The organism is Brenneria tiliae, assembly GCF_023347575.1.
GTDB lineage: Bacteria > Pseudomonadota > Gammaproteobacteria > Enterobacterales > Enterobacteriaceae > Brenneria > Brenneria corticis.
In genome coordinates this window covers 397390-424103 of sequence record NZ_JAKPCB010000103.1, presented here as the reverse complement: position 1 = coordinate 424103, position 26714 = coordinate 397390, and the positions used below count along the sequence as shown (strand labels likewise).

The window sequence follows — 26714 nt, the reverse complement described above, 5'->3', positions numbered from 1 at the left end:
TAAAAAATGAAATTAAAATTATTAGCTTTGGCGGTAACATCGTTAGTCAGTATTAATGCAATGGCCGTAACCATCGATTACCGCCATGAATTCCAGGATAGAGCAGGTAATACACATAAAGATCGTTTATTGATGTCTCATCGTTTTGCAAGTGGTTTTGGTTTATCCGTGGAAGCCAAATGGGCTGGAGCAGACGATAAAGATAAACCATATCATGAGACTGTCAGCAATGGTACGGAAGTGGTTGCCAGCTACGTATATAACTTCAACAAAACGTTTTCCCTGGAACCCGGATTCTCTTTAGATTCAAGCTCTTCATCTAACAACTACCGCCCGTATCTGCGCGGTAAAGTCAATATCACTGACGATCTGTCTGCCACTCTGCGCTATCGTCCTTATTACAAACGCCATAGCGGCAACATCGGTACACAAAAAAACACCTCCGAGAATGGTTATAATCTGACTGCGGTTGTGAGCTACAAATTCCTGAAGGGATTCCAGGTTGATTACGAATTGGATTATAAGAAAGTTAATACTGAATATTTCACCCCGGTATCGGATAACGAAGATTACGATATCGCACATGATGTAAAACTCTCTTATAGACTGGACAAAAACTGGAGGCCCTATATGGCTGTCGCTAACGTATCCGGTAGTAAATTTACTGACGAGCGCCAGACCCGTTACCGCGTAGGCGTGCAGTATAATTTCTGATCACGGCCCGGTTATTTACATAAATCCTGATATTAGAATAGTAAAAGGGATGTTAAATTTATCGTATCGAATTGAAGTAAATTCGTTTAATTATTAACATCCCTTTATTATGAAGTGTGTTATTAGTTGAGTAAGTTAGCGTTTTAGCCGTATCAATTCCCGTGTCTGAATTACCCTCTTGGTCTATAAATATTATTGCTTTATTTTTTAGTTTCAGGGCACTCGTTTTTCTGTGTAATGAGTGCCCTACTTTTAAATCGCAATTCCTTTCCCCCCAACAACCTCCTGAGTGGGATTACCGATCCATTTGCGGTGAACGCCCCCTGGCAGAGGCCCTGACTTACCCAACCTTACGCCCTGCGTCGTTCCGCGGCGTTTGGTCGATAGCGGCCTTCACATCCATATAACAAACTTATGAAAGAACTGTTATCCTTTCACCGTTTGTCTTTATTTTTTGAAAAAATTACGCATTTAACTGATAGGGAGAAGTGGAGATGAATTTTCCGCTGCTGTTGAATATTGCGGCATTCGCCGCGCTATTGTTGCTGCTGGGATACGCCAGCAGCAACAAGTCATGGAGCCTGGCGAAAAAAGTATTACTGGGTTTGGTCGTCGGGGTTTTGTTCGGTCTGGCATTACACCTGATTTATGGCGGCGATAACCCGGTCATCAGGCAGTCGGTGGCCTGGTTTAATATCGTCGGCAACGGCTATGTGCAACTGCTGCAGATGATTGTTATGCCGCTGGTATTTGTCTCCATCCTCAGCTCGGTGGCGAAGCTGCATAATGCCTCTTCGTTAGGCAAAATCAGCGTCCTGACGCTCGGCACCCTGCTGTTTACCACGCTGATTGCCGCTTTGGTCGGGGTTTTCGTCACCAACCTGTTCGGGCTGACCGCCACGGGATTGGTTCAGGGCGCGCAGGAAAGCGCCCGTCTGTCGGCTATCGAAACCAACTATGCGGGCAAGGTGGCCGATCTGAGCGTCCCGCAGATTATCCTGTCGTTTATTCCCAAAAATCCGTTTGCCGAGCTGACGGGAGCCAATCCCACGTCAATCATCAGCGTGGTTATATTTGCCGTTTTTCTCGGCGTCTCCGCCCTGCAACTGACGAAAGACGACGCGGCGCAAGGCGAGCGCATCCTGACCGCCATCGATACGCTGCAGGCCTGGGTGATGAAACTGGTTCGTCTGGTGATGAAACTGACCCCCTATGGCGTGCTGGCGCTAATGACCAAAATGGTCGCCAGCTCCAATCTGCAGGATATTCTCAAGCTGGGCAGCTTTGTGGTGGCCTCCTACCTCGGACTGGCCATTATGTTCGGCGTGCACGCGCTGCTGCTGTCGCTGACCGGCATCAACCCGGCGCGCTTTTTCCGTAAGGTATGGCCGGTGCTGACCTTTGCCTTTACCAGCCGCTCCAGCGCGGCGACCATTCCCCTCAGCATCGAGGCGCAAACCCGCCGTATCGGCGTGCCGCAATCCATCGCCAGCTTTGCCGCCTCGTTCGGCACCACCATCGGTCAGAATGGCTGCGCCGGGCTTTATCCCGCCATGCTGGCGGTGATGGTGGCGCCGACCGTCGGCATTAACCCGCTCGATCCGGTGTGGATCCTCACCCTGGCCGGCATCGTAACCATCAGTTCGGCGGGCGTGGCCGGCGTGGGCGGCGGCGCAACCTTTGCCGCGCTGATCGTGCTGCCGGCAATGGGGCTGCCCGTCACGCTGGTGGCATTGCTGATTTCCATTGAACCATTGATAGATATGGGGCGCACGGCGTTAAACGTCAGCGGTTCCATGACCGCGGGCACGGTAACCAGCCAGTTATTGAAACAAACGGATAAAACGGTGTTTGACGCTCAGGAAGAGGCGGAATTGGCACATCGCTAGCATTGGCGCATTAAAACAACAATCTGTCGGCGGCGCTGCGCCGCCGACAGGTTCATCTTCTGTTACGGCTAGTTTAACGCGCCGTTCAGCAGAATAGCCGTGATTATCCCCGTGGCCGCGGCGATCAACACATAATTGCCATTAATATAGGCCCAGTGCTGACCGGCAGGCGGCTCACGCAAACCGCGGGCATGCCAGTCGTTTACCCGATAATCATCCCCGCGAAAACGTTTGGGGGCCGGGTGGCCTCTCCTGAAGTTATTCCCCTTCCATGCAAAATGATCGCGTTCACGGAAGTTGCCGGCATTGCGATGCTCGCGGGAAGTCTGTTTATCCGCTCTTTTCCCTTTGTCGCTATTATGATTGGCGTTAGGCAGCATTCTTTGCTTACCGTCGGCGCCCTGCGCATTTCTGCGCTCCCCGCTATTTTGGTTATTGCCTTGATTATTGCGTTGTTGCAACTTCTGCTCTTGCGGTCCGTTCGTCCTTTCAGCAAAAGTGATGGTTGAAAAAGAACTTGTCGCCAGGAGTAACGACATCGTCAGCGCCAGTGTTTTTTTCGTCATTGTATTTTCCTCGACATATTTACAGTCTGGTAAACCGGTTGATAGCAATATCGGATACTATGGCGCCGGACGAAAGGTGGAAATATCTTAAAACCCTATTTCTGACAATAGTTTACCAAATCCAGGCAGATTCTTAACACTCCTGCGGATAGCGTTTAAAGGGGCGAGGTCGTTATACGGCGTTTGGCGGGATATTCACAGATGAAACTGAAAGACGCGGTTCTCCGCGGAGAACGCGTCTTTCAGTCTGTTTTCAGATATAAAAATGCGGATATTACAGAGGGTTACGCAAGTCCGTGGGTGACGTTATGATACTCGTCATCACTACCGCTGCGGGTTGGTGTCATAAGCCTGGCAGCTTTGGAAGCCTTTATTACGCACCGTCCCGGTTTCGTCATAGCTGACAAAATAGTTCTGCGCCGTGCCATCACGATTCTTCAGCAGATAATCGCTACAGGTGCCTGTCGCGTTCACCAGCCTTCTTTCCACGCCTATCGAACCTGCAATCTGACGAACCTGCTGCTTCGTCATTCCCACCTTCACGTCTTTCACTACCGGTTCATTCACATAACTCTCGGCTTTGTTATAAGTCGAACATCCGGAGAGTAAAACTGCTCCTGCCGCCGCAATACACAATAGTAGTCGATTATTTTTCATTACATTACCTCGTAGGAATGGGTATTGATAAGGGTAGACGGCAAACCCCGTTTTTTCAAATTATAGCCATACTTATGCGCATATTGGCTAACATCTGGCATGACTTCACCCATAGGTAAAACTGCTGGCAGCGCGCTTATTCTTTTTCTTCACGCTGATTAGCTTTACACTCTGATGATTAAGACAATTTTGGACGGCATCAACAAATTCAGCAAAGGGGGGATTATGTCATTACAACAAGAGATTATCAGTGCGCTGGGCGTGAAAAGCAGCATCGATCCAACGCAGGAAATCCGCGTCAGCGTCGATTTTTTAAAAGATTACCTGACGGCGCATCCGTTTGTGAAGTCGTTGATTCTGGGGATCAGCGGAGGCCAGGACTCCACGCTGACCGGTAAACTGTGCCAGATTGCCATCACCGAACTGCGTAATGAAACCGGCAGACAGGATTATCAGTTTATCGCGGTACGTCTGCCTTACGGCGTTCAGGCCGACGAGGCCGACTGCCAGGACGCCATCGCCTTTATCAAGCCGGATAAGGCGCTGACCGTCAATATCAAACCGGCGGTGCAGGCCAGCGAAGCCACGCTGAAAGCGATTGGCATCGAGCTTTCCGACTTTGTCAAAGGTAATGAAAAAGCCCGCGAGCGCATGAAAGCCCAGTACAGCATCGCCGGGATGAACGCCGGCCTGGTGGTGGGAACCGACCATGCCGCAGAAGCGGTGACCGGCTTCTTCACCAAATATGGCGACGGCGGCACGGATATCAACCCGATATTCCGCCTGAATAAACGTCAGGGAAAAGCGCTGCTGCGCGAATTGGGCTGCCCGTCGAACCTTTACACCAAAGCGCCGACCGCCGATCTGGAGGACGACCGCCCTGCGCTGCCGGACGAAGTGGCGTTAGGCGTGACCTATGAAAAAATTGATGACTACCTGGAAGGTAAAACAATCGACGCCAAAGAGGCGGCGATTATAGAAAACTGGTATCGCAAAACCGAACATAAGCGTCGGCCGCCGGTTACCGTTTTCGACGACTTCTGGCGTTAATCGGCTTTAATTTTCTCTGGCGGATGCCGGCCCCGGCATCCGTTGCCGCTGTTTTTACCTATGCTGGCATCAGTAAGCCGACATAGGCACCGGGCCGTGAGTGTCCCCCTCGGGGCAATAACCTGTTATAGTGAATTTCACATTTATTTAACTCAAAAAAAACACGGCATGTTACGGCGTTTCTTCTCTTATTACGCCCCTTACAAGGGGTTGTTCGTGCTCGACTTCGGCTGCGCTATTATCGCCGGTTTACTTGAGCTCGGTTTCCCGATGGCGATCAAGGCGTTTATCGACAAGCTCCTGCCGGAGCAGGACTGGTCGTTGATTCTGCTGGCCTCGGTGGCGTTATTGGTCGTCTATTTGCTGAATACCGGACTGATGGCCATTGTCAACTACTGGGGTCATGCGCTGGGGGTTGGCATCGAAACCGATATGCGCCGCCAGGCGTTTGAACATCTGCAAAAGCTGCCTTTCCGCTATTATGACAATATGAAAACCGGTCATATTATCACCCACGTCACCAAGGATCTGGAAGAGGTGGGGGAAATCGCCCATCACGGCCCGGAAGACCTGTTTATCGCCATTATGACCTTTATCGGCGCGTTTATTCTGATGGCGACCGTGCATCTGCCGCTGGCGATGCTCACTATCGTTATCGTGCCGTTTATGACCTATCTGGTCAGCCGCTACGGCGCGCGCATGACCGATACCTGGCGTCAGCTATTTGGCCAGGTCGGCAATTTCAACGCCCGCATTGAAGAAAGCGTGGGCGGTATTCGGGTGGTCAAAGCGTTCGCCAATGAGGCGCATGAGCAAAAGCTATTCTCTCATGACAACGAAAGCTACCGCCGCACCAAACTTCAGGCCTATCGCATCATGACCGCCAGTTTGACGCTTAGCTATCTGAGCACCAGGCTGATTCAACTGATCGTCATGCTGGCGGGCATCTGGTACGTTATTGCCGGCGAACTTACCTACGGCGGCTTTATCGGCTTCCTGTTGCTGATCGAAGTATTCTTCCGCCCCGTGGCAAAAATCACCGCGGTGCTGGAGAGCTATCCGAAAGGGATTGCCGGTTTCAAGCGCTTTACCCAACTGATTGACACGGTGCCGGAAATTGCGGATTCCCCCAATGCGCGCGATGCCGGGGCGCTTAAGGGCGATATTCGCTTCAGTGAGGCTTGTTTTGGCTATTCGCCCGATCGCCCCATCATCCGTAACGTTAATCTGTCGATTCGCGCCGGCGAAACGGTCGCCTTCGTCGGGCCTTCCGGCGCGGGAAAAACCACGCTCTGTTCGCTGCTGCCCCGCTTCTATGATTTAACCAGCGGCAGTATCACCATCGACGGCATCGATATCCGCGACATGACGCAGGCTTCGCTACGCAGCCAGATTGGCATCGTGCAGCAGGATGTCTTCCTGTTTGGCGGCACCATTCGTGAAAATATCGCCTATGGCAAACTGGGCGCAAGCGATAAAGAAATCATGCAGGCGGCGCGGCGCGCCAGGCTGGATGAGCTGATTGAGAATCTGCCGGACGGCCTGGATACCGTCGTGGGCGAACGCGGCGTCAAATTGTCCGGCGGGCAAAAACAGCGTTTATCCATTGCACGGATTTTCCTGAAGAACCCGCCGATTCTGATCCTGGATGAGGCGACCTCCGCGCTGGATACCGCCACCGAACAGGCCATTCAACAGTCGCTCAGCGAGCTTTCGGCGGGACGAACCACGCTGGTTATCGCCCATCGTCTGGCCACCATTCAACATGCCGAGCGCATTGTAGTGGTTGATAACGGCGGGATCATCGAGCAAGGCAGTCATCGGGCGTTAATCGAACGCAGCGGGATTTACGCCAGGTTGCATCAGGCGCAGTTCGGCCACGCCTGATGCTCTTTGCGTGCGGGGGACCTCTGCCCCGCGCATTTTTATTCCCTTCCGGCGGCGATGCGGATGGTTTAAAGTTGCATAAATTGCATTTAAAATATAGCTATTATCACCCGCTCGGAAAATAACGCACATGGCGAGAAACCCCCCAGGCAAACACCGGCAGCGTGAGATCCGTACCGTCGGGCTGATGATCGACCTGTACCAGAAGCACCATCCCGCGGCCGACGGCGACGATAAATATCAGCGTCTGTTCGATTACGCCGTCAATCGCCTGGAACGCTGCTATTTCGGCGAGGAGAAACCGGCGTGCAAGCACTGCCCCATCCACTGTTATCAACCCGCCAGGCGGGAAGAGATCAAAGCGATTATGCGCTGGTCGGGGCCGCGTATGCTGCTTCGCCACCCTATTCTGGCCATCCGTCATTTGATTGACGATCGTCGGCCGGTGCCGGATTACCCGGCGCCGAAAACCGGCGCAAGGAAATAGATTGCTCCAGCGGCATTAAAGCCGGTAGCATTTATTACCAACGGCTCACACCCCTGACTTAATCGGATATTCGCAATGCACGTACTTTGCTCGGTAACAACAGAACAATTCACGACGCTGACCGATATATGGGAAGCATCTGTCCGCCAGACGCATTCATTCCTCACTGAACAGGATATTTTACTTTTGCGCCCCCGTATTTTGCATGACTACCTGCCGTCACTGGAATTACGGGCTTGCCAAGACCGCCACGGACGGCTGCAAGGATTTGTCGGCACTTTAGAAGATAAAATTGAAATGCTATTCGTCGCGCCTGAATATCGGGGAATGGGGATAGGAAGCTCGCTATTGAACTATGCCGTTAACACGGTAAAGGCTGTCAAAGTCGATGTGAACGAACAAAACCCACAGGCCAAAGGTTTTTATGAGCATCATGGGTTTCGTGTGATCCGGCGTTCAGAACAAGACGGTTTGGGGAATAACTTCCCATTGCTGCATATGTCGCTTAAGTAAAACCGCCCTGCCAAAGTAGCTATTGGTAATAGCGACTCCAAATCTATCAACTCTGCAGATATCCCCCTCATTCGCGCAGATATCCCCCGTCATTCTCGCGCAGGCGGGAATCTGCTTTTCCCAAACAACTCGGTGTTGCCTGAGATGCCCGCCTGCGCGGGCATGACGCGAGAGAGTGTCTGCCGGAAGAACGAGACTTGACGCCGAATGGTCAACACAATATCTGCGTAGGCAGGAGTCTCCGGCAACACCGAACCGCTTGCGGAAGAGAATCCCACCTGCTGCCGCATGGATGATTGGTGGTGGTTTCGGAGATGACTATTTCGGTGTGGGTTTATCAGTAATCTGAAAAAAGGCCGCTTGCGCGGCCTTTTGGGTTATCACTTTTACTCTTTGGGAGAGGCGTTCTCTACCCTGCTTTTTAGCTTTTGCCCCGGACGGAACGTGACCACACGGCGCGCCGTAATCGGAATATCTTCGCCAGTTTTTGGGTTACGTCCCGGTCGTTGGTTTTTGTCTCGCAAATCAAAATTGCCAAATCCCGACAATTTGACCTGCTCGCCATTTTCCAAAGCGCGACGAACTTCTTCAAAAAACAGCTCGACTAGCTCTTTGGCATCCCGTTTGCTCAGCCCAAGCTTCTCAAACAGGTATTCTGACATTTCAGCTTTAGTAAGCGCCATAGGTTCAATCCCTCAAGGATGCTTGGAATCGCTGTTTTAATGCTGCTACACACTGCGCAACGGTAGCGGCAATTTCCTCTTCTGCCAGTGTACGAGAGTTATCTTGCAAGATAAGACTGATAGCCAGGCTCTTATACCCTTCCGCTACGCCCTTCCCTCGGTACACGTCGAATAAGTTTACGCCAACTAACTGATTTGCGCCAACTTTCTTACACTCGGCTAAAATATCGCCGGCGGGAACGTTTTCAGCCACTACCACAGCGATATCACGACGGTTTGCAGGGAAACGAGAAATGTTGCTCGCATCAGGCAGCACGCGGTCTGCGACCTTGTTCCACAACAGTTCGAAGACCACGGTACGTCCGTTAAGATCCAGCTTACGTTCCAATTCCGGATGGATAACTCCAATAAATCCAATGCGTTCCCCGCACAGATAAATAGCAGCACTTTGCCCCGGATGCAATGCCGGATTACTTTCCGCGCGGAATTCAACCTCGGACACTTTGCCGGTCAGCGCCAGTATCGATTCCAAATCGCCTTTCAAATCATAGAAGTCAACCGTCTGACGCGCCAGATCCCAATGCTCCTCATAGCGGCCGCCGGTAATCACCCCCGCCAGCATCACATCCTGACGAATGCCCAGCGGAGCGCTGGCGTCCGGCACGAAGCGCAGTCCGCTTTCAAACAGGCGCAGGCGGTTTTGCTGACGGTTCTGGTTGTACACCACCGCACCCAGCAGGCCGCTCCATAGCGACAGGCGCATCGCCGACATCTCGGCGGAGATCGGGCTGGGCAGAATCAGCGCCTCTTCGCCGGGGTGAATCAACGCCTGAATTTTGGGGTCAACAAAACTGTAAGTAATTGCTTCCTGATAGCCATGATCGACCAATAACGTCTTGACCCGCTTGAGAGAAAGGTTCGCTTCACGATGCGAGGTCATCTTCAGCGGCGCCTGAGTGGCGATATTGGGAATGTTGTCGTAGCCGTAAAGGCGGGCGACTTCTTCCACCAGATCCTCTTCAATTTCCATATCGAAACGCCAGCTCGGCGCCACCGCCTGCCATCCGGCGTCGGTCTTGGTCACCTTGCAGCCGAGGCGCTGTAAAATATCCGTCACCTGCTCGTCGGCAATAACGTGGCCAATCAGACGATCCAGTTTTTCGCGGCGCAGCGTAATGGTGGCGCGCAGCGGTAAATCCGCTTCGCTGGTCACCGCCGCCACCGGGCCGGCGCTGCCGCCGCAAATATCGATCAGCAGACGGGTGGCGCGCTCCATCGCCTTAAACTGCAACGACGGATCGACGCCGCGTTCATAGCGATGCGACGCATCCGTATGCAGGCCGTAGCGCCGCGCCCGTCCGGTAATCGACAGCGGATTAAAGTAGGCGCACTCCAGCAGCACATTCTGCGTCTCTTCGCCGACGCCCGAATGCTCGCCGCCAAAAATCCCGCCCAGCGCCAGCGCCTTCTGGCGGTCGGCGATAACCAGCGTATCGGCGTCCAGCTTGGCCTGGTTGCCATCCAGCAGCGTCAGGGTTTCGCCCTCCTGCGCCATACGCACCACAATGCCGCCGTCCAGCCTGTCGAGGTCAAAGGCGTGCATCGGCTGGCCTAACTCCAGCAAAACGTAATTGGTGACGTCAACCACCGCATCGATGGAGCGGATACCGCTGCGGCGCAGCTTTTCACGCATCCACAGCGGGGTGGGCGCTTTAACGTTAATGCCTTTCACCACCCGGCCCAGATAGCGCGGGCAGGCCTGCGGCGCGGCGACCTGAATGGGAACGGTATCCTGAATGGTCGCCGCAACGGGCGCGATTTCCGGCTCCGTCAGCGCTAGCTGGTTCAGTACCGCCACGTCGCGCGCCACGCCGATAATCCCCAGACAGTCGGCGCGGTTTGGCGTTACGCTGATTTCAATGGCGTTGTCGTCCAGCTGCAGATAGTCGCGAATATCGGAGCCGATCGGCGCATCCGCCGGCAGTTCGATAATGCCGTCGTGGTCTTCGGAAATACCCAGCTCAGAGAATGAGCACAGCATCCCTTCCGACGGCTCGCCGCGCAGCTTGGCCGCTTTGATTTTAAAATCGCCCGGCAATACCGCGCCGATGGTGGCGACGGCGACTTTCAAGCCCTGACGGCAGTTAGGCGCCCCGCAGACGATATCCAGCAGGCGATCGCCGCCGACATTTACCTTGGTTACGCGCAGTTTGTCGGCGTTCGGGTGCTGGCCGCACTCCGCCACTTCGCCGACCACTACGCCGTGGAACGCCGCGGCAACCGGCTCAACGCCGTCCACTTCCAGACCGGCCATGGTGATTTGTTCGGATAACGTTTCGCTGTCAACCGCCGGGTTTACCCACTCGCGCAACCAGAGTTCACTGAATTTCATGATGATATTCCCGCCTTACTTAAACTGTTTGAGGAAACGCAGATCGTTTTCAAAGAATGCGCGCAGATCGGTGACGCCGTAACGCAGCATGGTCAAGCGCTCCATGCCCATGCCGAAGGCAAAGCCGGAGTAGACTTCCGGATCGATACCCACGTTGCGCAGCACATTGGGATGCACCATGCCGCAGCCCAGTACCTCCAGCCACTTGCCGTTTTTACCCATCACGTCCACTTCGGCGGAAGGCTCGGTAAACGGAAAATAGGAGGGACGGAAGCGCACCTGTAAATCTTCCTCAAAAAAGTTGCGCAGAAAATCGTGCAAGGTCCCTTTCAGATTGGTAAAGCTGATGTTTTTATCCACAATCAGCCCTTCCATCTGATGGAACATCGGCGTATGCGTCTGATCGTAATCGTTGCGGTATACGCGGCCGGGAGCGATGATGCGAATCGGCGGCTGCTGGTTTTCCATGGTGCGGATTTGTACCCCGGAGGTTTGCGTACGCAGCAGGCGTTTGGCGTCGAACCAGAAGGTATCGTGATCGGCGCGCGCCGGGTGATGGCCGGGAATATTCAGCGCGTCGAAATTATGATAGTCGTCTTCGATTTCCGGCCCGGTCTCCACGGAGAAACCCAGCTCGCCGAAAAAGGTTTCAATGCGATCGATGGTGCGGGTTACCGGATGCAGGCCGCCGTTTTCGATGCTGCGCCCCGGCAGCGACACGTCGATGGTTTCCTCCGCCAGCCGGGCGTTCAATTCCGCCGACTCCAGCGCCTGCTTGCGCGCATTCAGCGCCGCCTGTACGTCCTGCTTGGCCTGGTTGATAACCGCGCCCGCGGCGGGACGCTCTTCAGCAGGCAGCTCGCGCAGCGAGGTCATCTGAAGGGTTAAGTGACCTTTTTTGCCGAGATATTCGACGCGCACGGTATCCAGCGCGGCAACGTCTCCGGCCTCTTCTATGGCTGTTCTGGCTTTGGCGACCAGCTCTGCGAGATGTGGCATTGCATTCCTCTTCTTCTGCCTGTACGGCCAACTGTCACGTTGGCAAAATTGTGTCGTATGAAACAAAAAAGCCTCCCTGTGGGAGGCTTAGGCGCTACTTTTCGTTTCTTTTCTTACGCGCAAAGCCACCCCAAGTTCAGGCGCTAAAGTAAAAAAAGAAACGGAAAATAGCAGTATGCATACTTGCGTTACCTTGTCGTAATCGTAAAACGTAAAAATAAAACGGCTTTAATTGAAAAATGATGCCGGCTAAATGTCAACAGCCACCGGCGTTTTCTTTGAAGCCAATAACTAGCCGATAACTAAAAGAGGGAGCAAAGCTCCCTCTTTTAACTGACTTATGCCAGTGCTGCTTTCGCTTTTTCAACCAGGGCGCTGAAAGCGACCTTGTCGAATACCGCGATATCAGCCAGGATCTTACGGTCGATTTCAACAGAGGCTTTTTTCAGGCCGTTGATGAATTTGCTGTAAGACAAGCCATTTTGACGGGCTGCTGCGTTGATACGTGCAATCCACAGCTGGCGGAACTGACGCTTACGTTGACGACGGTCGCGGTAGGCGTACTGGCCGGCTTTGATTACTGCCTGGAAGGCAACACGATAAACGCGCGAACGGGCACCGTAGTAACCTTTCGCTTGTTTCAGTATTTTTTTGTGACGTGCACGAGCAACCACACCACGTTTTACGCGAGCCATATGCTCTCTCCTAAAGTCTTATTCTAAATTCAAAAAGGTTACTTATGCGTACGGCAGACATGCGATGACAAGACCCAGATCCCCTTTGGAGACCAGCCCCTTCGGACGCAGATGACGTTTACGTTTAGTCGCTTTTTTGGTCAGAATATGACGCAGGTTAGCATGCTTACGCTTGAAACCACCGTTGGCGGTTTTTTTGAAGCGTTTAGCGGCGCCGCGTACTGTTTTGATCTTTGGCATGTTAATTTCCACTTCGCATTGTTAATTACAACGAATCAGATTAAGGCGAACAAAACCCGCACTGCGCGAACGCGGCGCGGGTTCGGCTACTTGAATGCCTTACTGTTTCTTCTTGGGTGCGAGCACCATGATCATCTGGCGGCCTTCAATCTTCGATGGGAAGGATTCAACCACCGCCAGTTCACTCAGATCGTCACGAACGCGGTTAAGCATTTCGATGCCAATCTGTTGGTGCGCCATTTCACGGCCGCGAAAACGCAGCGTGATTTTGGCTTTATCGCCGTCTTCCAGAAAGCGAACCAGGTTGCGTAGTTTGACCTGATAGTCGCCATCATCGGTACCAGGACGGAATTTGATTTCCTTGACCTGAATAACTTTTTGCTTCTTCTTTTGTTCCTTTGTGGCCTTACTCTTCTCATAGAGGAATTTGCCGTAATCCATGATTCGGCAAACCGGCGGCTCGGCGTTCGGACTGATTTCAACTAAATCAACACCTGCTTCCTCGGCTTTTTCTAATGCTTCATTCAGACTGACAATGCCAAGCTGTTCGCCTTCGACGCCTGTCAGGCGTACCTCTTGTGCGCGAATTTCTCTGTTGATGCGATTAGGACGCGCCGGTTGAACTCGTTTTCCGCCTTTAATACCTTATTCCTCCAATTGATGAAGACTACGGCTGCGAATCTCTTGCTGCAGCTTACTGATCACTTCACTAACGTCAATGCTTCCCAAATCTTTGCCCCGACGGGTACGGACAGCAACTTTCCCTGCCTCAACCTCTTTATCGCCGCAGACCAGCATATAGGGAACACGCCGCAAAGTGTGCTCGCGGATTTTAAAGCCTATCTTCTCATTTCTCAAGTCTGCTTTTACGCGAATACCCGCTTCTTGCAATTTTCTGGTTAATTCGCTGACATAATCAGACTGGCTATCGGTGATATTCATAATCACCGCTTGTACCGGGGCCAGCCAGGTCGGGAAGAAACCGGCGAACTCTTCGGTAAGGATACCGATAAAGCGCTCCATTGATCCCAGAATAGCCCGGTGAATCATTACCGGCACCTGCCGTTCGTTACTTTCGCCTACGTAGGAGGCGTTCAGACGACCCGGTAATGAAAAGTCGAGTTGCACCGTACCACACTGCCAGGCGCGATCCAAACAATCATGTAGGGTAAATTCAATCTTCGGACCGTAAAACGCCCCTTCCCCCGGCTGATATTCGAACGGAATGCCGTTTTCGGTCAACGCGGCCGCCAGATCTTCTTCGGCGCGGTCCCACACTTCATCGCTGCCGATGCGCTTCTCGGGACGGGTAGACAGTTTCACCACGATTTTTTCAAAACCGAAGGTGCTGTACATATCATACACCATTTTGATACAGCTATTGACCTCAGCGCGCACCTGCTCTTCGGTACAGAAGATATGGGCGTCGTCCTGGGTGAAGCCGCGCACGCGCATCAGTCCGTGCAGCGAGCCAGACGGCTCGTTACGGTGACAGCTGCCAAATTCGGCCATGCGCAGCGGCAGGTCGCGGTACGATTTCAATCCCTGATTGAAAATCTGTACGTGCCCCGGACAGTTCATCGGCTTGATGCAATATTCACGGTTTTCCGACGAGGTGGTAAACATCGCGTCTTTGTAGTTATCCCAGTGGCCGGTTTTCTCCCACAGCACCCGGTCCATCATAAACGGACCTTTCACTTCCTGATACTGATAGGCTTTCAGCTTCATGCGCACAAAGGCTTCCAGCTCGCGGAAAATGGTCCAGCCGTCGTTGTGCCAGAACACCATGCCCGGCGCTTCTTCCTGCATATGGTAGAGATCGAGCTGTTTGCCGATTTTGCGGTGATCGCGCTTCGCCGCTTCTTCAATACGCTGCAAATAGGCGTTGAGCTGTTTTTTGTCCGCCCAGGCGGTGCCGTAAATGCGCTGCAGCATTTTATTGTTGCTGTCGCCGCGCCAGTAGGCGCCCGAGGTTTTCTGCAGTTTGAAGTGATGGCAGAAACGCATATTCGGCACATGGGGACCACGGCACATATCAACGTATTCTTCATGATGATAGAGCCCCGGACGGTCGTCATGACTGATGTTTTCGTCCAGAATGGCGATCTTGTAGGTCTCGCCGCGCGCGGCGAAAACATCGCGCGCCTCCTGCCAGCTGACCTTTTTCTTGATAACGTCGTAATCTTTATCGGCCAGCTCATGCATGCGCTTTTCAAGCAGATCGATATCTTCCTGGGTCAGCGTGCGGTCGATATCCACGTCATAATAAAAGCCGTTGTCGATCACCGGGCCGATGGCCATTTTGGTGTCGGGCCACAATTGCTTGATGGCGTGCCCCAGCAGGTGAGCGCATGAGTGACGGATAATCTCCAGGCCAGTTTCATCTTTCGCGGTGATGATGGCTAATTGAGCATCGTTTTCAATCTTGTCGCAAGCGTCCACCAGTTCGCCGTTGACGCGTCCGGCGATACAGGCTTTCGCCAGTCCGGGACCGATATCAAGCGCGACGTCGAGGGGGGAAACGGGGTGATCGTAGTGACGCTGACTTCCATCAGGAAGAGTAATAACAGGCATTGTAATTCCCTTATTTGCAGTGGTGACCCACACGAAAGATCACATACAAAAAACAATTTTCTTTGATTTCAGATAATTGCCCATCAAATCAGACCCACAATGTCGGATTGAGGAGCAAGTTAAGGGTACGCGATTCAACCGCGTACGCCCTGCGGCCTAAAAAACAGCCGGGATAATATCACTAAATAAGGCAAGGATAAATGCGCGCCCTGGATATAAATCAACGTCATACCATCCCACGCTAGCTTTATGGGAATAGAGTAAATCTGTTAAATAGTCCACTTTTTTTTATCAAACCGCAGGTTACTCTACCGCTTGATCGCCATTGGCAATCGTCATCCTTTTTATTGCCAATAACGAGCCTCTCTACCCCGTACAAAGGAAATAAGTCATGCAGACGAAACTTTTAGCCGGCATTCTGGCCGGTCTCTTTGCTGTAACCGCTTTTGCCGCAGACGGTATAATCAAAGACGGCACCTATAAGGCGGAAACCATCAATTTTGATGACCATGGATGGAAACCTTTTGTGGAGCTAACGTACAAAGATGGAAAAATTGCCGGCGTAAAATTCGATTATACCAGCGAGCAAGACGGTCATCTAAAAACGTCGGATAAGGAATACGGTAAAAAAATGGCCTCAGTGGCGAAAACGTCCCCTGAGGTATATACGGTAAAACTGGCTCAGAGCCTGCTGGAAAAACAAAATATCGAGGATGTCGATGGCGTAACGGGGGCAACGCACTCCACGGAAGACTTTAAAATACTGGCCGGCGCGGCAATAGAAAATGCCAAAGCAGGGAATACAGAGACAGCGAAAATCGAATAAATTTTTTCACCACAGGCTATCCCGAATAGCGTCGCGATACGGGATAGTCCGCATTTAACGCTCGGGAATGACGTTTTTAAAATCAAGGGCAACGTCATCCTGCGCCTGTAAATCATCGCTATCTTCCCTTGCCTGCTGCGGCACCAACATTTTCAGCAGATCCAACTGTTGGCGTTGCTGCTCGGCTATCTCGCGCAGCAACTTGATTTGCTCATTCGCTCTGACGCTCGCCCGGTTGATAAAAAACCACACCAGCGCGGCCAGAAGCGCAACGAGCACGATAAAAATCATTTCTAATGTGTCCACACCTATTCCACTCATAACAATCTGCCAGACAACGACTCACGGGCTCCCATCTTAGCACCAAGCCCGAGGTAAGTTCGATACGAGGATTCCTAACCGCTACCCGGCGCCCGTCATAAAAAACCTGCCGCAGGGACAGGTTGATTCACAGTACGCTTAAATCAGAACGGGTAGTCGTGATAGCCCATCTGTTGCGAGATATTTCTGGCCGCGGTATGCAACATGTCGGCATAGCCGAGTTTGTTCTCTTCAGAAAAACGAATGGTTGGGAATGAAATGCTCAGACCGGCGATAACCACGCCAAAACGATCAAAAACAGGAACCGCGATGCAACGCAGTCCTTCCTCCTGCTCTTCATTATCTTCGCCGTATCCCTGTTTGCGCACCAAATCCAGCTGAGTCAGCAGTTCCTCAGACGAACCAAGGGTATTCGGGGTGCTGCGCGTAAACTCCATGGTGGAGAGGATCTCTTTCACTTCCTCGCTATCGCGCCACGCCAGCAGCACTTTACCAATGGCCGTGCTGTACAGCGGGTTACGGCGCCCGATACGGGAGTACATGCGCAGGTTGTACTTCGAATCGATCTTGTGGATATACACGATGCTGTCTTCGTCCAGCGCGCCAAGATGAATCGTTTCCCGCGTAAGTGCGGAGAGCTCGCGCATTTGTATATCGGCGCTGCGGATCAAGTCGACGTTCTGCAACGCTTTCGCGCCGAGCTCAAACAGCTTTAGCGTCAGCGAGTATTTCTCTGATTCACCTTCCTGAGCCACATAACCCAGGGATTTCATCGTCTGCAAGAAACGGTATACGGTACTTTTAGACATCATCACACGTTGAGAGAGTTCGGTGATACCGATTTCACGCTCTTCACCCAATGCCTGCAAAATACCAAAAACCTTTAAAACGGACGACACGGAATCGGGTTGTTTATCTAAATCTGCAATAGCCATTTTTGTGATTACCCTACTCAGTTTTCTTGTTTTAAAAAAAATAGAACAATGGTTTTAGTATAAAGGGAACGCTTTGATTATGGCAATGGAACAACGACGATAATCAGGCAAGTTTGCCAACGATGGAAGCCAGAAAACTTTACTAATGAATATGTAAGTAAATTTATGGCAATAAACCGCGGCGTCGATGACGCCGCGGTTTATTGCTCAAGATTAATGCCGCACGGCGTCTGGAACCCGAGCCAGATAAAGCGCCGGTTTGCCATCGACGTCGGAGGTAAACAGAATCTGTTTATCATCCGGCGTAAAGGAAGGATGCGGATGCGTTACCTGGCGATCGCCTTGCAGCACTTTCCACGAGGTATTGTGCTGAGCAACGCGATGCTGCCGGGCGGTCCGCATATTAAAGACGTACAGGAAAGGATCATTTTCAATCTTGTAACCGCCGTCATCCTGCACGTCAACCGGGGCGTCGGAACCATCTCCCACCAGCAGCGAACCGTCAACGTTGCTCATCAGGTGAGAACATGGGGGCATCACGGTCAGTTGGCGGTTTTCCAGCGTGACCGGATCGACGCTGCAGATATAACGATGCGGATTGCCTTTGTGATAAGACACATAGATCAGCGCCGAACCATTCGGCACCCAGAACTCATGGGTGCAACTCTCGCCTGGCGCGTGCTCCTTCACTTTACGCATATTGCTGCCGTCTTCATTAATAAACCACATCCGGGCATCGACCAGATCGTGCGGACCTTCATGACAGAAAGCAACGGTGTTATCGTCACCGGGACGGTAGATCGGGTGGCCCAGCCAGCGGTTTTCCTGCAGGATGGTTGCCGCTTTACCGCTGGAGAGATCAACATTTATCAGGCGGCAGCACGGATTCGTAAAGTAAAACGCCTGGAATTTTTTCCAATCCGTCAATGGTTGCCAATCCTCTTTCCTGATTTCAATCCCCACCATTTTGCTACAGTCGGAATTGGCCACCCAGGTGCCGTAACCCACCCAATCCTCGGGAACCTGATAAATCGTCTTCTCTTCCAGCGTTTGCAGATCGACGCGCATCAGGTCGCGTCCGTTTTTCACGTAATAGAGCGCGTCGTCATCGGGAGACAGAAAACCGCCAAAGGTATTGTCGCCCTCTCCCTCGGTCAACTGCGTGGCCTGCCGCGTTTTCAGATCCAGCAGGTAATAGTTCCACGGGCCGTCAAACGCGCCGCCAAACAGCAGCTTGCTTCCGTCGCGGGTGAAGCATTTCTGATAAAAGTAATTGCGGTGGCAGATGACATCGGGCGGGGTTAAACGCACAACTTCGGTGCCGGTTACTGAATCCTGATAAGTATGAAACGCCAGGGGGAACTTGTTGCCTTTGGCCATCCGTAAAATCCTTAGCACTGATCATGAAGAATCTGGCGCCGCGCGCACAAGCCATATGTTTATCTGTGGTCGTCTACAGCCAGGCGACCCGTCTCGCGCGATAACGCCGTTACCTTGATATTATAGAAACAATGTTTCATTTTTCCGTGATCGCGATTTTGTTTTATAAAACATAGGCTATATTTTTATCTGGAGCTGCAGATTCAAGGACATTGCCACTATGGAGGAAAGGCGGCGAATACGCTCGCCGGAAAACAGAAATGACAAAGGCCCGCATGGGCCTTTGAGGTTACCGCCATCATCATCCCCGCGTACTGATGCGAGGATGACGGGTTACTTCAGGTAAGCGCCCGAACGCAGGGCTTCAATACGCTTGTCCAGCGGAGGATGCGACATAAACAATTCGCTGAACGACTTGGATTTACCGTTGATGCAGAAAGCCAGCATGCTGCTCTCTTCCTGTGGTTCATAACTGGTTTTCAGCCGTTGCAACGCGGCAATCATTTTTTCGCGCCCTACCAGCTTCGCAGAGCCGGCATCCGCATGGAATTCACGATGGCGGGAGAACCACATGGTGATAATGCTGGCGAGAATACCGAACACCAGCTCCAGCACCGTCGCCACGGCAAAATAGACCATCGGATTGCCGCTGCCGCCGCCCTCTTCCCGATTGCCGGACAGAAAGCCGGAAGCGACCTGGGCAATCAAGCGGGAAATAAAGATGACAAAGGTATTCACCACGCCCTGAATCAGCGTCATGGTAACCATATCACCGTTGGCCACGTGGCTGATTTCATGAGCGATAACCGCTTCCGCCTCATCGCGGCTCATGTTTTGCAGCAACCCGGTGCTTACCGCTACCAGAGATGCATCTCGCCGGGCGCCGGTGGCGAAAGCGTTAATATCCGGCGCGTGGTAAATCGCCACCTGAGGCATCACGATGCCGGCCTGTTGAGACTGCGTACGGACGGTTTCCAGCAGCCAGCGTTCCGTTTCGTTACGCGGCCGTTCAATGACTTCGCCGCCAACGGATCGTAATGCCATCCATTTAGATAGCAGCAGCGAAACGAACGCGCCGCCAAAACCGAACAGCCCGGCCATAATCATTAGGCCCTGAACGCTGCTGGATTGAATTCCCGTCAGGCTAAGTACCAGCCCGAAAACCAACATCACCGCCAGGTTGGTGATCAGGAAAAGCGCAATACGCATCATAGCAGTCTGATTTCCTCTCGCAGAAAGATAAAATTTTGTAACACCCATATCGTATGGGCTGCGGCGGCATTTTCAAGCATTCTTAACTTTTAAGTTACTAAATCCACATAACTTTACATTTTATAGGGCGAAAGGCTTATACGACCGACAGGAGCGCGATGGCTCCTGTCGGGGAAGGTCGTTGCTAAAATTTTACCTTTATTTATCAGCTTTGCGCATGCGCCATCGCGGCCTTGACGGAGGATGAACGTTGTCGTTGCGGCGGTTTAATCCACAGAGTTATGGTTAACGAAATCAGAGACATAACGATTATCGCCACGAATGTCGCGTGAAAACCGCCCAACTGCGTCGCAATAAACGATCCGGACAGCGCGCCGATGCCGAACCCCTGATAGATCACGCCATAGTTTTTACTGTGATTTTTCAACCCGAAGAAGTCGCCCACAATCGCCGGGAATACGGTGATATTGCCGCCGAAGCAGAAAGCGACGGCGCTGACGCAGATAAAAAACAGCAGCGGATTGAGCGGCAAAAACGTCATCACCGAAACCGCGATGGCGGTCACCAGCAGGGTAAAGGAGATCACCCGCAGGCGGCTCATATTATCTGAAATCGCCCCCAGCACGATACGCCCTACGGTGTTGAAGATGGCAATGACCGACACCGCGTTGCCCGCCGTCGCCATATCCATGCCGGCCATCTGTACCCCGATATCTTTCACAATGCCGATCAGATACAGGCCGCTCATGCAGGCGGTGAAAAAGATGATGAACAGCAGGTAAGACTCTTTTACCGCCAGCATCTCACCCAGGGAAAAATCAGCGGCGCGATGCAGGGACGCCGGCGAGCTCGCCACCGAATCAGCGTTTGGCTCTTTCAGCAACGAGCTGCCGAGGGCAATCATCGCCATCACCATGATCCCCCAGTAAAAAAAGGCTTGCGATACGCCGACTTCGGCAATCAGAAAACTGTTCACGTATTTGAACAGCAGGCTTCCGGTGCCGAAAGCGCCGACGGAGATACCGGCGATTAATCCTTTTCGCTCCGGGAACCACTTAATCAGATTGGAAAGCGTGGTGATATAGGCGGCGCCATCAGCAAAGCCGACCACCATCCCCATCAGAATATAAATCAGCGCCAGCGAGGAAGCGCCGGCGCTGGCCATCAGCCCCAATCCCAACGCTACGCCCGCGAACAGGGTCAGGCGGCGGATACCGATTCGTTCCTGAAGTTGCCCGGCGAACAGCGTCGCCACCGCCAGACAGAAGCTGGTGATGGAAAAGGTGGTGGCCACCGAACTCAGCGACCAGCCAAATTTATCGACCAGCGGTTGATTAAACAGACTCCAGGTATAAATCGTTCCCAGCCCCATTTGCGTAATAACGGTGCCTAAAACGATCAACCCCCGGTTTACTGGTTTGGCATTCATGGGTTTTCCCCTGCATCAAAGTTTGCGCCGAATCACTCGGCACGCTAAAAAAAACAGGCTGACGCGCGGAAGGAAATATCGCCGCAAACGCCGTCAGCCATGGCATGAGGCCAGTATACAAGCGGGCTGACGGCGATTGTTCGAATGGGGAATGAGATGCCTGAAATGCGGAATGAAATGCCGTTAAAGACGCATCAACGACCTGAACTCTTTTATTTTGCTGCGGCTCACCGGAACTTCAAAATCCAGATCGTTCAGCCGCAAAATATAGGTATTGTTAAACCAGGGAACGATTTCGCGAATTTTGGTCAGATTTACGCCGTAAGAACGGTGGCAGCGGAAGAAATAATCCTCCGGCAGGCGGCTGCAAAACTCGGTGATATTCATCGGCATGATGAACTCTTCCCGCCGGGTATACACCAGCGTGACCTTTTCCTGGGCGGCGGCATAGTAAATATCACCGATGTCCGTGACGATAATGCGTTCATCCTTCATCAGGTTAACGGTCTGATTTCGCGTCGCGCCCTGGTTATTTCCCTGCTCTACCGCCGTTGCCGTCTGCCGCTGTCGCCAGTCCGCTTCCAGTTTGCGCAGCATGGTGACGATGCGCGATTCATGATACGGCTTGAGAATATAGTCGAAGGCGTCGACTTCAAACGCTTCGACCGCGTGTTCCTTATACGCGGTAATAAAAATGATATAAGGCTTATGCGCAAACTTACTGATATTTTGCGCCAGGCAAACGCCATCAAGGGAAGGAATATTGATATCCAGGAAAATGACATCGACTTCGTTATGCTGCAGATACTTTAATACGTCGATTCCGTCGTCGAACATCGCCTCAATACTAATGGCGCCGTGCTGTTTGATAAGATAGCTCAGCTCCTGCTGCGCCAGGAACTCATCCTCAACAATAATGCCTTTCACTGACTCTCTCCTGACTGGATAACGGAAGCGTTCATCGCGTCGCGCACGCCTGGCGTTTGCGGAATAATCGGCTGCTGTTTATCGGACCGGGGAATATAGAAAGAGATTTCCGTTCCCGGCTCTAACCGCCGAATATGCAATCCTTCGCCGTAAAGTAAACGCACCCGATGATGAACGTTCAGCAGGCCGATTTTATTGCCGGGCAGTTCGTTGCGCGCCACCCTGTCCATGGTTTCCTGGCTGATGCCGTGCCCGGTATCTTTGACGGCCACCAGCAGGCGGTCGCCCCGATCTTTCACCGACACCACGACGGTGCCTTTTCCCCGGCACGGCTGAATGCCGTGCACAATGGCGTTTTCCACCAATGGCTGAATTAACAGGCTGGGGATTTTATACGACAGATCGTCGTCAATATCGTAGATAACGGTTAATTTCGCGCCGAAACGCGCCTGCTCAATGGCGATATAATCGCGTATTTGATATAGCTCTTTTTTTATATCAATCGGTTCGTCGTCGTTAAGTTCCAGGTTGTAACGCAAATAGCGCGACAGATTGATCACCAATTGGCGAGCGGTGTCCGGATTGATGCGTATCGAAGAGGAGATGGCATTCAGCGCATTAAACAGAAAATGCGGATTAATTTTACTCTGTAACGCCCGCAGCTCCGCCTTGTTCGCCATGTCCCGCAGTTGCTCCATGCGGGACACCTCAATCTGCGTGGACATTATCTGGGATAACCCCACCGCCATCACGCGCAGCGAATAGGTGATTTTGTGCGCGTGGCAGTAATAAATTTTCAATGTGCCGGTGACTTGCCCATGTTCCCACAGCGGGATGACGATCATCGAGTGAATTTGCGGCGTCAGATGTTGTTCATCATTATTCTTGATAATGATTTTCCCGTCGTTAATCGCCAGTTGCGTCATAGGGCTGATGATATCCTGCCCACTATTATATTTTTCTTCTCCGACGCCGACATAAGCCAGAATATGCTGCGTATTGGTGATCGCCACCGCGTCGGCATTAATTTCGCTGCGAATGATATTGCAGATGGTGGTTAACGAATCGCTGTTGATATTGCGGAAATACGGCAGGGTTTTATGGGCGATATCCAGCGCGAGCTTTGCCTGCCTGGCGGCGATCGCTTCTTTTTCGTTGGCGACGCTCTGCACCAGTAGCACGATCAAGCCGATGCATACCGACCCCAGAATCATCGGCGCCGCTATTTTCGAGACGATCTCCAGCCCCAGCGCCGTAGGCGTCGCCCAGGCCACCACCAGCAGCATGGTCAACGACTCGCACAGCATTCCGCCCAGAATGCCGATGCTCCACTGCCGCTCCTTTTTCACCTGCTTATTAATGCAGCCGGCCGTCACCCCGGCAATAACGCTGGTGATCAAACAGGGAACCGAGGTAATGCCATCAACATCAATTAAATAACGATGAACCCCGGCGATCGCCCCGGTGGCGACGCCGACCCAGGGGCCAAACAGAATACCGCCGGACATTACCGCAATCACGCGTACGTTGACCAGCGAGCCCTCAACGTTAATGCCGGAGTAAGTGCCGAACAGCGCGAACAGAGAAAAAATGGCCGTAACCGTGATGCGCTCGCCGAGAGAATGCCGATCTTTTTGCAGCAGCTGACGAAACTGCCGCGTCCGGGTAAGGAGGAACAGACAAATCAGCATCAGCGCGGCGCGATCGAATACCGCCAGCAGCATCTCAAATATTTCGCTCACGGAGCATTCCAGCAGCAAGAGAATGGCTGGTCACTATAGAAAAAATGTGATCCGTATTCCACTTTTAACTGCACTTACCCCCTGGCATCGCTCCGTACGCCGAGACGGTGAATCACCCGTTTGCCGACGATTTATGCAACTTGAGCCGCCGGGTGAAATCCCGCGCGGACATCGGATGGCCGAATAAGTATCCCTGAGCCTCTTCGCAGCCTTTGCTTCTTAGCCGCTCACACTGTTCCAGCGTCTCGACGCCTTCGGCAATAACCGCCAGCCCGAAACTTTTTCCAAGATAGAGTATCGCCCGGACAATCGCCGCATCCGAAGGCGACTCGCACATGGTGCGAACAAAGGTTTGATCGATTTTAAGGCGCGTTACCGGATAGTTTTTCAACATGCTGAGCGAAGCGTAACCGGTACCGTAGTCATCAAACGCGATGCCGATACCCGCACTCCGTAGTTCATTGAGCGGCTGCAACATATTTTCATCGTAACGCAGAATGATATTCTCGGTAATTTCCAGCTCCAGCGACTCAGGCGGCAAACCGGTCCGCTGCAGCACATCCATAATCTTCTGCGCCAGCGTACCCGAGCGAAACTGGGCGCTAAACAGATTAATGCTGATACGAAAATTTTCGGCGCCGGCATGCCGCCAGGCGGCGGCCTGCTCGCAGGCCGTCTGCACCACCCAGTCGCCGATACTTTCGGCCCAGGTGCCATGTTCCAGCGCCGCAAGAAACGCCGCCGGACCGAGTAACCCCTTATGCGGATGACGCCAGCGAAGCAGCGCTTCCGCCCCCACAATTTCATTATTCGACAGCCTAACCTGGGGCTGGTAAAACACCTCGAACTCATGCTGCTCATATGCACGGGCGAACTCGAGCTGAAAGGCATGCTTTGCCTGAAAAATATCCCGCAGTTGCTGAGTAAAAAAGCGGTGGCAGTTGCGGCCTTCGGATTTGGCCTGATAAAGCGCCAGATCCGCGCTGGTCAACAGGTCCTGGGCGGTAATGCCGTCCGTGGGGTAAAGCACCGTACCAATACTGGCGCTGATATTGATTTGCTGGTCGTCAATAACCATAGGCTGGGAAATTTCGTCAATAATATGCTCGGCAATTTGGGCCGCCGCCTGCTGATTATCCAGACCCGGGAATAATAATGCGAATTCGTCTCCGCCCATGCGCGCCACCAGATCGCCGGTACGTACGCTGGACCGGATTTTTTTAGCCACGTTCACCAGAATAGCGTCGCCGCTGGCGTGCCCCAGGCTGTCGTTAACATCTTTAAAACCATCCAGATCGACCATCATTATGCAAACCGACGCTTCATTCTTCAGCGCCTGCACCAGATTTGAAGTCAATAAGGTGCGGTTGGCCAGACCGGTCAGCGGATCCATATGCGCCAGCAGAAATAACCGTTCCTCATTGCGGCGGCGCTCGGTAATATCACGCAGGATGGCGCCATAGCTGACATGCGCACGATCCTGCCACGTAGAGATGGAGAGCTCGACGGGAACCAGCGCCCCGCCTTTGGTCCGTACCTTTAATTCCAGCGTAACGCCCTTAGCCAGAGAATCGCTATCCGCAATCAGCATATTTAGCTGATCGAGAAAAGGATCAGGGATGATGGCGCGAATCTCCTGTCCGACGACCTCGCTGCCCGTATACCCGAGCATCTGCTGCGCCGCGGCATTGCAGAACGTAATCATGCCCTTTTCATCGGCACAGATAATGGCATCGGGAGAGGTAGTGGAAATATTTTCAAAACGCACCTGGCTCGCCTTGCGCGCCAGCGTCAACCTGCGCATCTCCAGTCTATCCATAACCAGCGTAGCCAGATCCCGCAAATTGTGCTTATCCCTGCCGTTGAGAGTGGAGCGAGGCTTGATATCAATGATGCACAGCGCGCCGATGGCATGGCCGGATTGCGCCCGTAACGGGATGCCGGCATAAAATCGAATATAGGGAGCGCCGGTGACCAACGGATTATTGCTGAAGTTCGGATCCTTATGCGTATCGGGAACCACCAGAATTCTCTTTTTCAGAACGGTATGCAGACAGAAGGCAATATCTATTGGCGTTTCACTGAAGGAAGCACCAACGCCTGCGGCAAGGAGCTGCCGTTCGGATTCTAATAGCGAAACCAAAACAATAGGTACGTTAAAAACGTTCGCCGCCAGATTGACCAGATTATCAAGGCCGGGATCGGCCAAGGCATTTTTAATGCCATATTCATGGAGAGCGGCAAGACGACTGGCTTCATCACCTACTGTTGGCGCATGCCTCATGGGTTTCCCCCTATACTATCTGTCGTTTCTATATGCAGATTAATCCGCAATTATTCAGATATAAATCTAACTAGTTGCGCAACGGTACAAAACGGACACGCACTGAAAATCAGCGCTGGAAAGCAAAATAAATGAGTAACATTTTCAGTTATAACGTAACGAAATCCCATAACCTTTTATAGAATTATGGCAAAACATCGCCGATCTATCATCCCCGGGCCGGTAAAATAATAACAAATGTGAATATTAAAATCTGATGATGTATTAACCTTTCAGGATAGTACAAAAACAGACCGACCGGTCAGGCCCCTC

At 52.4% G+C, this 26714-nt stretch carries 25 protein-coding genes and 1 other annotated feature; of the genes, 7 read left to right on the top strand and 18 right to left on the bottom strand.

Annotated elements, in window-relative coordinates; all coding sequences use genetic code 11:
- The first annotated feature begins 6 nt into the window (after nt 1-6).
- Both MFP24_RS22755 and MFP24_RS22750 read left to right on the top strand, forming a co-directional pair.
- Complete coding sequence (locus MFP24_RS22755) at nt 7-714, top strand: oligogalacturonate-specific porin KdgM family protein (RefSeq protein WP_249232393.1); 708 nt, start codon at nt 7-9, stop codon at nt 712-714.
- A 494-nt stretch (nt 715-1208) separates the two neighbouring features.
- On the top strand, nt 1209-2603 hold the full coding sequence (locus tag MFP24_RS22750) for an L-cystine transporter (RefSeq protein ID WP_249232394.1): 1395 nt from the start codon (nt 1209-1211) through the stop codon (nt 2601-2603).
- 68 nt (nt 2604-2671) lie between these two features.
- Here MFP24_RS22750 and MFP24_RS22745 read toward each other — a convergent pair whose 3' ends face one another.
- Together MFP24_RS22745 and osmE are read right to left on the bottom strand one after the other, a co-directional pair.
- A complete protein-coding gene (locus tag MFP24_RS22745) occupies nt 2672-3169 on the bottom strand; it encodes an RcnB family protein (RefSeq protein ID WP_249232395.1) in 498 nt (165 codons plus the stop codon).
- 324 nt (nt 3170-3493) lie between these two features.
- Nucleotides 3494-3826, bottom strand: coding sequence for an osmotically-inducible lipoprotein OsmE (gene osmE / locus MFP24_RS22740; RefSeq protein WP_249232396.1), 333 nt, complete (start codon nt 3824-3826; stop codon nt 3494-3496).
- Between the two features lie 225 nt (nt 3827-4051).
- Between osmE and nadE the strand changes: the two genes are divergently transcribed.
- The 4 genes from nadE to MFP24_RS22720 all read left to right on the top strand — a co-directional run bounded on the left by nadE (nt 4052) and on the right by MFP24_RS22720 (nt 7763).
- The gene (gene nadE / locus MFP24_RS22735; protein ID WP_249232397.1) at nt 4052-4876 is read left to right on the top strand and encodes an NAD(+) synthase; all 825 of its coding nucleotides are present in this window, start codon (nt 4052-4054) and stop codon (nt 4874-4876) included.
- Nucleotides 4877-5044: 168 nt separating this feature from the next.
- Nucleotides 5045-6763, top strand: a complete 1719-nt coding sequence (locus tag MFP24_RS22730) for an ABC transporter ATP-binding protein (RefSeq protein WP_249232398.1) — start codon at nt 5045-5047, stop codon at nt 6761-6763.
- Between the two features lie 130 nt (nt 6764-6893).
- Nucleotides 6894-7250: a nitrous oxide-stimulated promoter family protein gene (locus tag MFP24_RS22725; RefSeq protein WP_249232399.1), complete on the top strand. Its 357-nt coding sequence runs from the start codon at nt 6894-6896 to the stop codon at nt 7248-7250.
- Nucleotides 7251-7325: 75 nt separating this feature from the next.
- Complete coding sequence (locus MFP24_RS22720; RefSeq protein ID WP_249232400.1) at nt 7326-7763, top strand: GNAT family N-acetyltransferase; 438 nt, start codon at nt 7326-7328, stop codon at nt 7761-7763.
- 386 nt (nt 7764-8149) lie between these two features.
- Here MFP24_RS22720 and ihfA read toward each other — a convergent pair whose 3' ends face one another.
- From ihfA to thrS, 8 genes are all read right to left on the bottom strand, one after another.
- On the bottom strand, nt 8150-8446 hold the full coding sequence (gene ihfA, locus MFP24_RS22715; protein ID WP_009112984.1) for an integration host factor subunit alpha: 297 nt from the start codon (nt 8444-8446) through the stop codon (nt 8150-8152).
- Between the two features lie 4 nt (nt 8447-8450).
- A complete protein-coding gene (gene pheT / locus MFP24_RS22710) occupies nt 8451-10838 on the bottom strand; it encodes a phenylalanine--tRNA ligase subunit beta (protein ID WP_249232401.1) in 2388 nt (795 codons plus the stop codon).
- A 15-nt stretch (nt 10839-10853) separates the two neighbouring features.
- On the bottom strand, nt 10854-11837 hold the full coding sequence (gene pheS, locus MFP24_RS22705; protein ID WP_249232402.1) for a phenylalanine--tRNA ligase subunit alpha: 984 nt from the start codon (nt 11835-11837) through the stop codon (nt 10854-10856).
- A gap of 61 nt (nt 11838-11898) precedes the next feature.
- Nucleotides 11899-12024, bottom strand: a sequence feature (Phe leader region).
- Nucleotides 11974-12018, bottom strand: a complete 45-nt coding sequence (gene pheM, locus MFP24_RS22700) for a pheST operon leader peptide PheM (RefSeq protein WP_121514181.1) — start codon at nt 12016-12018, stop codon at nt 11974-11976. Its footprint overlaps the feature before it by 45 nt.
- A 151-nt stretch (nt 12025-12175) precedes the next feature.
- Nucleotides 12176-12532: a 50S ribosomal protein L20 gene (rplT, locus tag MFP24_RS22695; RefSeq protein ID WP_009112987.1), complete on the bottom strand. Its 357-nt coding sequence runs from the start codon at nt 12530-12532 to the stop codon at nt 12176-12178.
- A 42-nt stretch (nt 12533-12574) separates the two neighbouring features.
- Nucleotides 12575-12772, bottom strand: a complete 198-nt coding sequence (gene rpmI / locus MFP24_RS22690) for a 50S ribosomal protein L35 (RefSeq protein WP_009112988.1) — start codon at nt 12770-12772, stop codon at nt 12575-12577.
- Between the two features lie 99 nt (nt 12773-12871).
- A complete protein-coding gene (infC, locus tag MFP24_RS22685) occupies nt 12872-13414 on the bottom strand; it encodes a translation initiation factor IF-3 (RefSeq protein ID WP_072065893.1) in 543 nt (180 codons plus the stop codon).
- Between the two features lie 3 nt (nt 13415-13417).
- On the bottom strand, nt 13418-15346 hold the full coding sequence (thrS, locus tag MFP24_RS22680; protein ID WP_249232403.1) for a threonine--tRNA ligase: 1929 nt from the start codon (nt 15344-15346) through the stop codon (nt 13418-13420).
- Between the two features lie 391 nt (nt 15347-15737).
- Between thrS and MFP24_RS22675 the strand changes: the two genes are divergently transcribed.
- Nucleotides 15738-16172, top strand: a complete 435-nt coding sequence (locus MFP24_RS22675; protein WP_249232404.1) for an FMN-binding protein — start codon at nt 15738-15740, stop codon at nt 16170-16172.
- Nucleotides 16173-16226: 54 nt separating this feature from the next.
- On the opposite strand, the gene MFP24_RS22670 is transcribed toward MFP24_RS22675, so the two are convergent.
- The 8 genes from MFP24_RS22670 to MFP24_RS22635 form a co-directional block, all read right to left on the bottom strand.
- Complete coding sequence (locus tag MFP24_RS22670) at nt 16227-16493, bottom strand: YebO family protein (protein WP_249232405.1); 267 nt, start codon at nt 16491-16493, stop codon at nt 16227-16229.
- 143 nt (nt 16494-16636) lie between these two features.
- Nucleotides 16637-17428, bottom strand: coding sequence for a DNA-binding transcriptional regulator KdgR (kdgR, locus tag MFP24_RS22665; protein ID WP_249232406.1), 792 nt, complete (start codon nt 17426-17428; stop codon nt 16637-16639).
- Between the two features lie 213 nt (nt 17429-17641).
- Nucleotides 17642-18808, bottom strand: coding sequence for an oligogalacturonate lyase (gene ogl / locus MFP24_RS22660; RefSeq protein WP_249232407.1), 1167 nt, complete (start codon nt 18806-18808; stop codon nt 17642-17644).
- Nucleotides 18809-19141: 333 nt separating this feature from the next.
- Nucleotides 19142-20020, bottom strand: a complete 879-nt coding sequence (gene htpX, locus MFP24_RS22655) for a protease HtpX (protein ID WP_249232408.1) — start codon at nt 20018-20020, stop codon at nt 19142-19144.
- Between the two features lie 205 nt (nt 20021-20225).
- The gene (locus MFP24_RS22650) at nt 20226-21449 is read right to left on the bottom strand and encodes an L-lactate MFS transporter (protein WP_249232409.1); all 1224 of its coding nucleotides are present in this window, start codon (nt 21447-21449) and stop codon (nt 20226-20228) included.
- 183 nt (nt 21450-21632) lie between these two features.
- Nucleotides 21633-22376 carry a LytR/AlgR family response regulator transcription factor gene (locus MFP24_RS22645; RefSeq protein WP_249232410.1) on the bottom strand — a complete coding sequence of 248 codons (744 nt, stop codon included), beginning with the start codon at nt 22374-22376 and terminating at the stop codon, nt 21633-21635.
- A complete protein-coding gene (locus MFP24_RS22640) occupies nt 22373-24118 on the bottom strand; it encodes a LytS/YhcK type 5TM receptor domain-containing protein (RefSeq protein WP_249232411.1) in 1746 nt (581 codons plus the stop codon). The genes MFP24_RS22645 and MFP24_RS22640 overlap by 4 nt, the downstream gene beginning before the upstream one ends.
- 112 nt (nt 24119-24230) lie before the next feature.
- Nucleotides 24231-26402 carry a sensor domain-containing phosphodiesterase gene (locus MFP24_RS22635; RefSeq protein WP_249232412.1) on the bottom strand — a complete coding sequence of 724 codons (2172 nt, stop codon included), beginning with the start codon at nt 26400-26402 and terminating at the stop codon, nt 24231-24233.
- Nucleotides 26403-26714 lie beyond the last annotated feature (312 nt).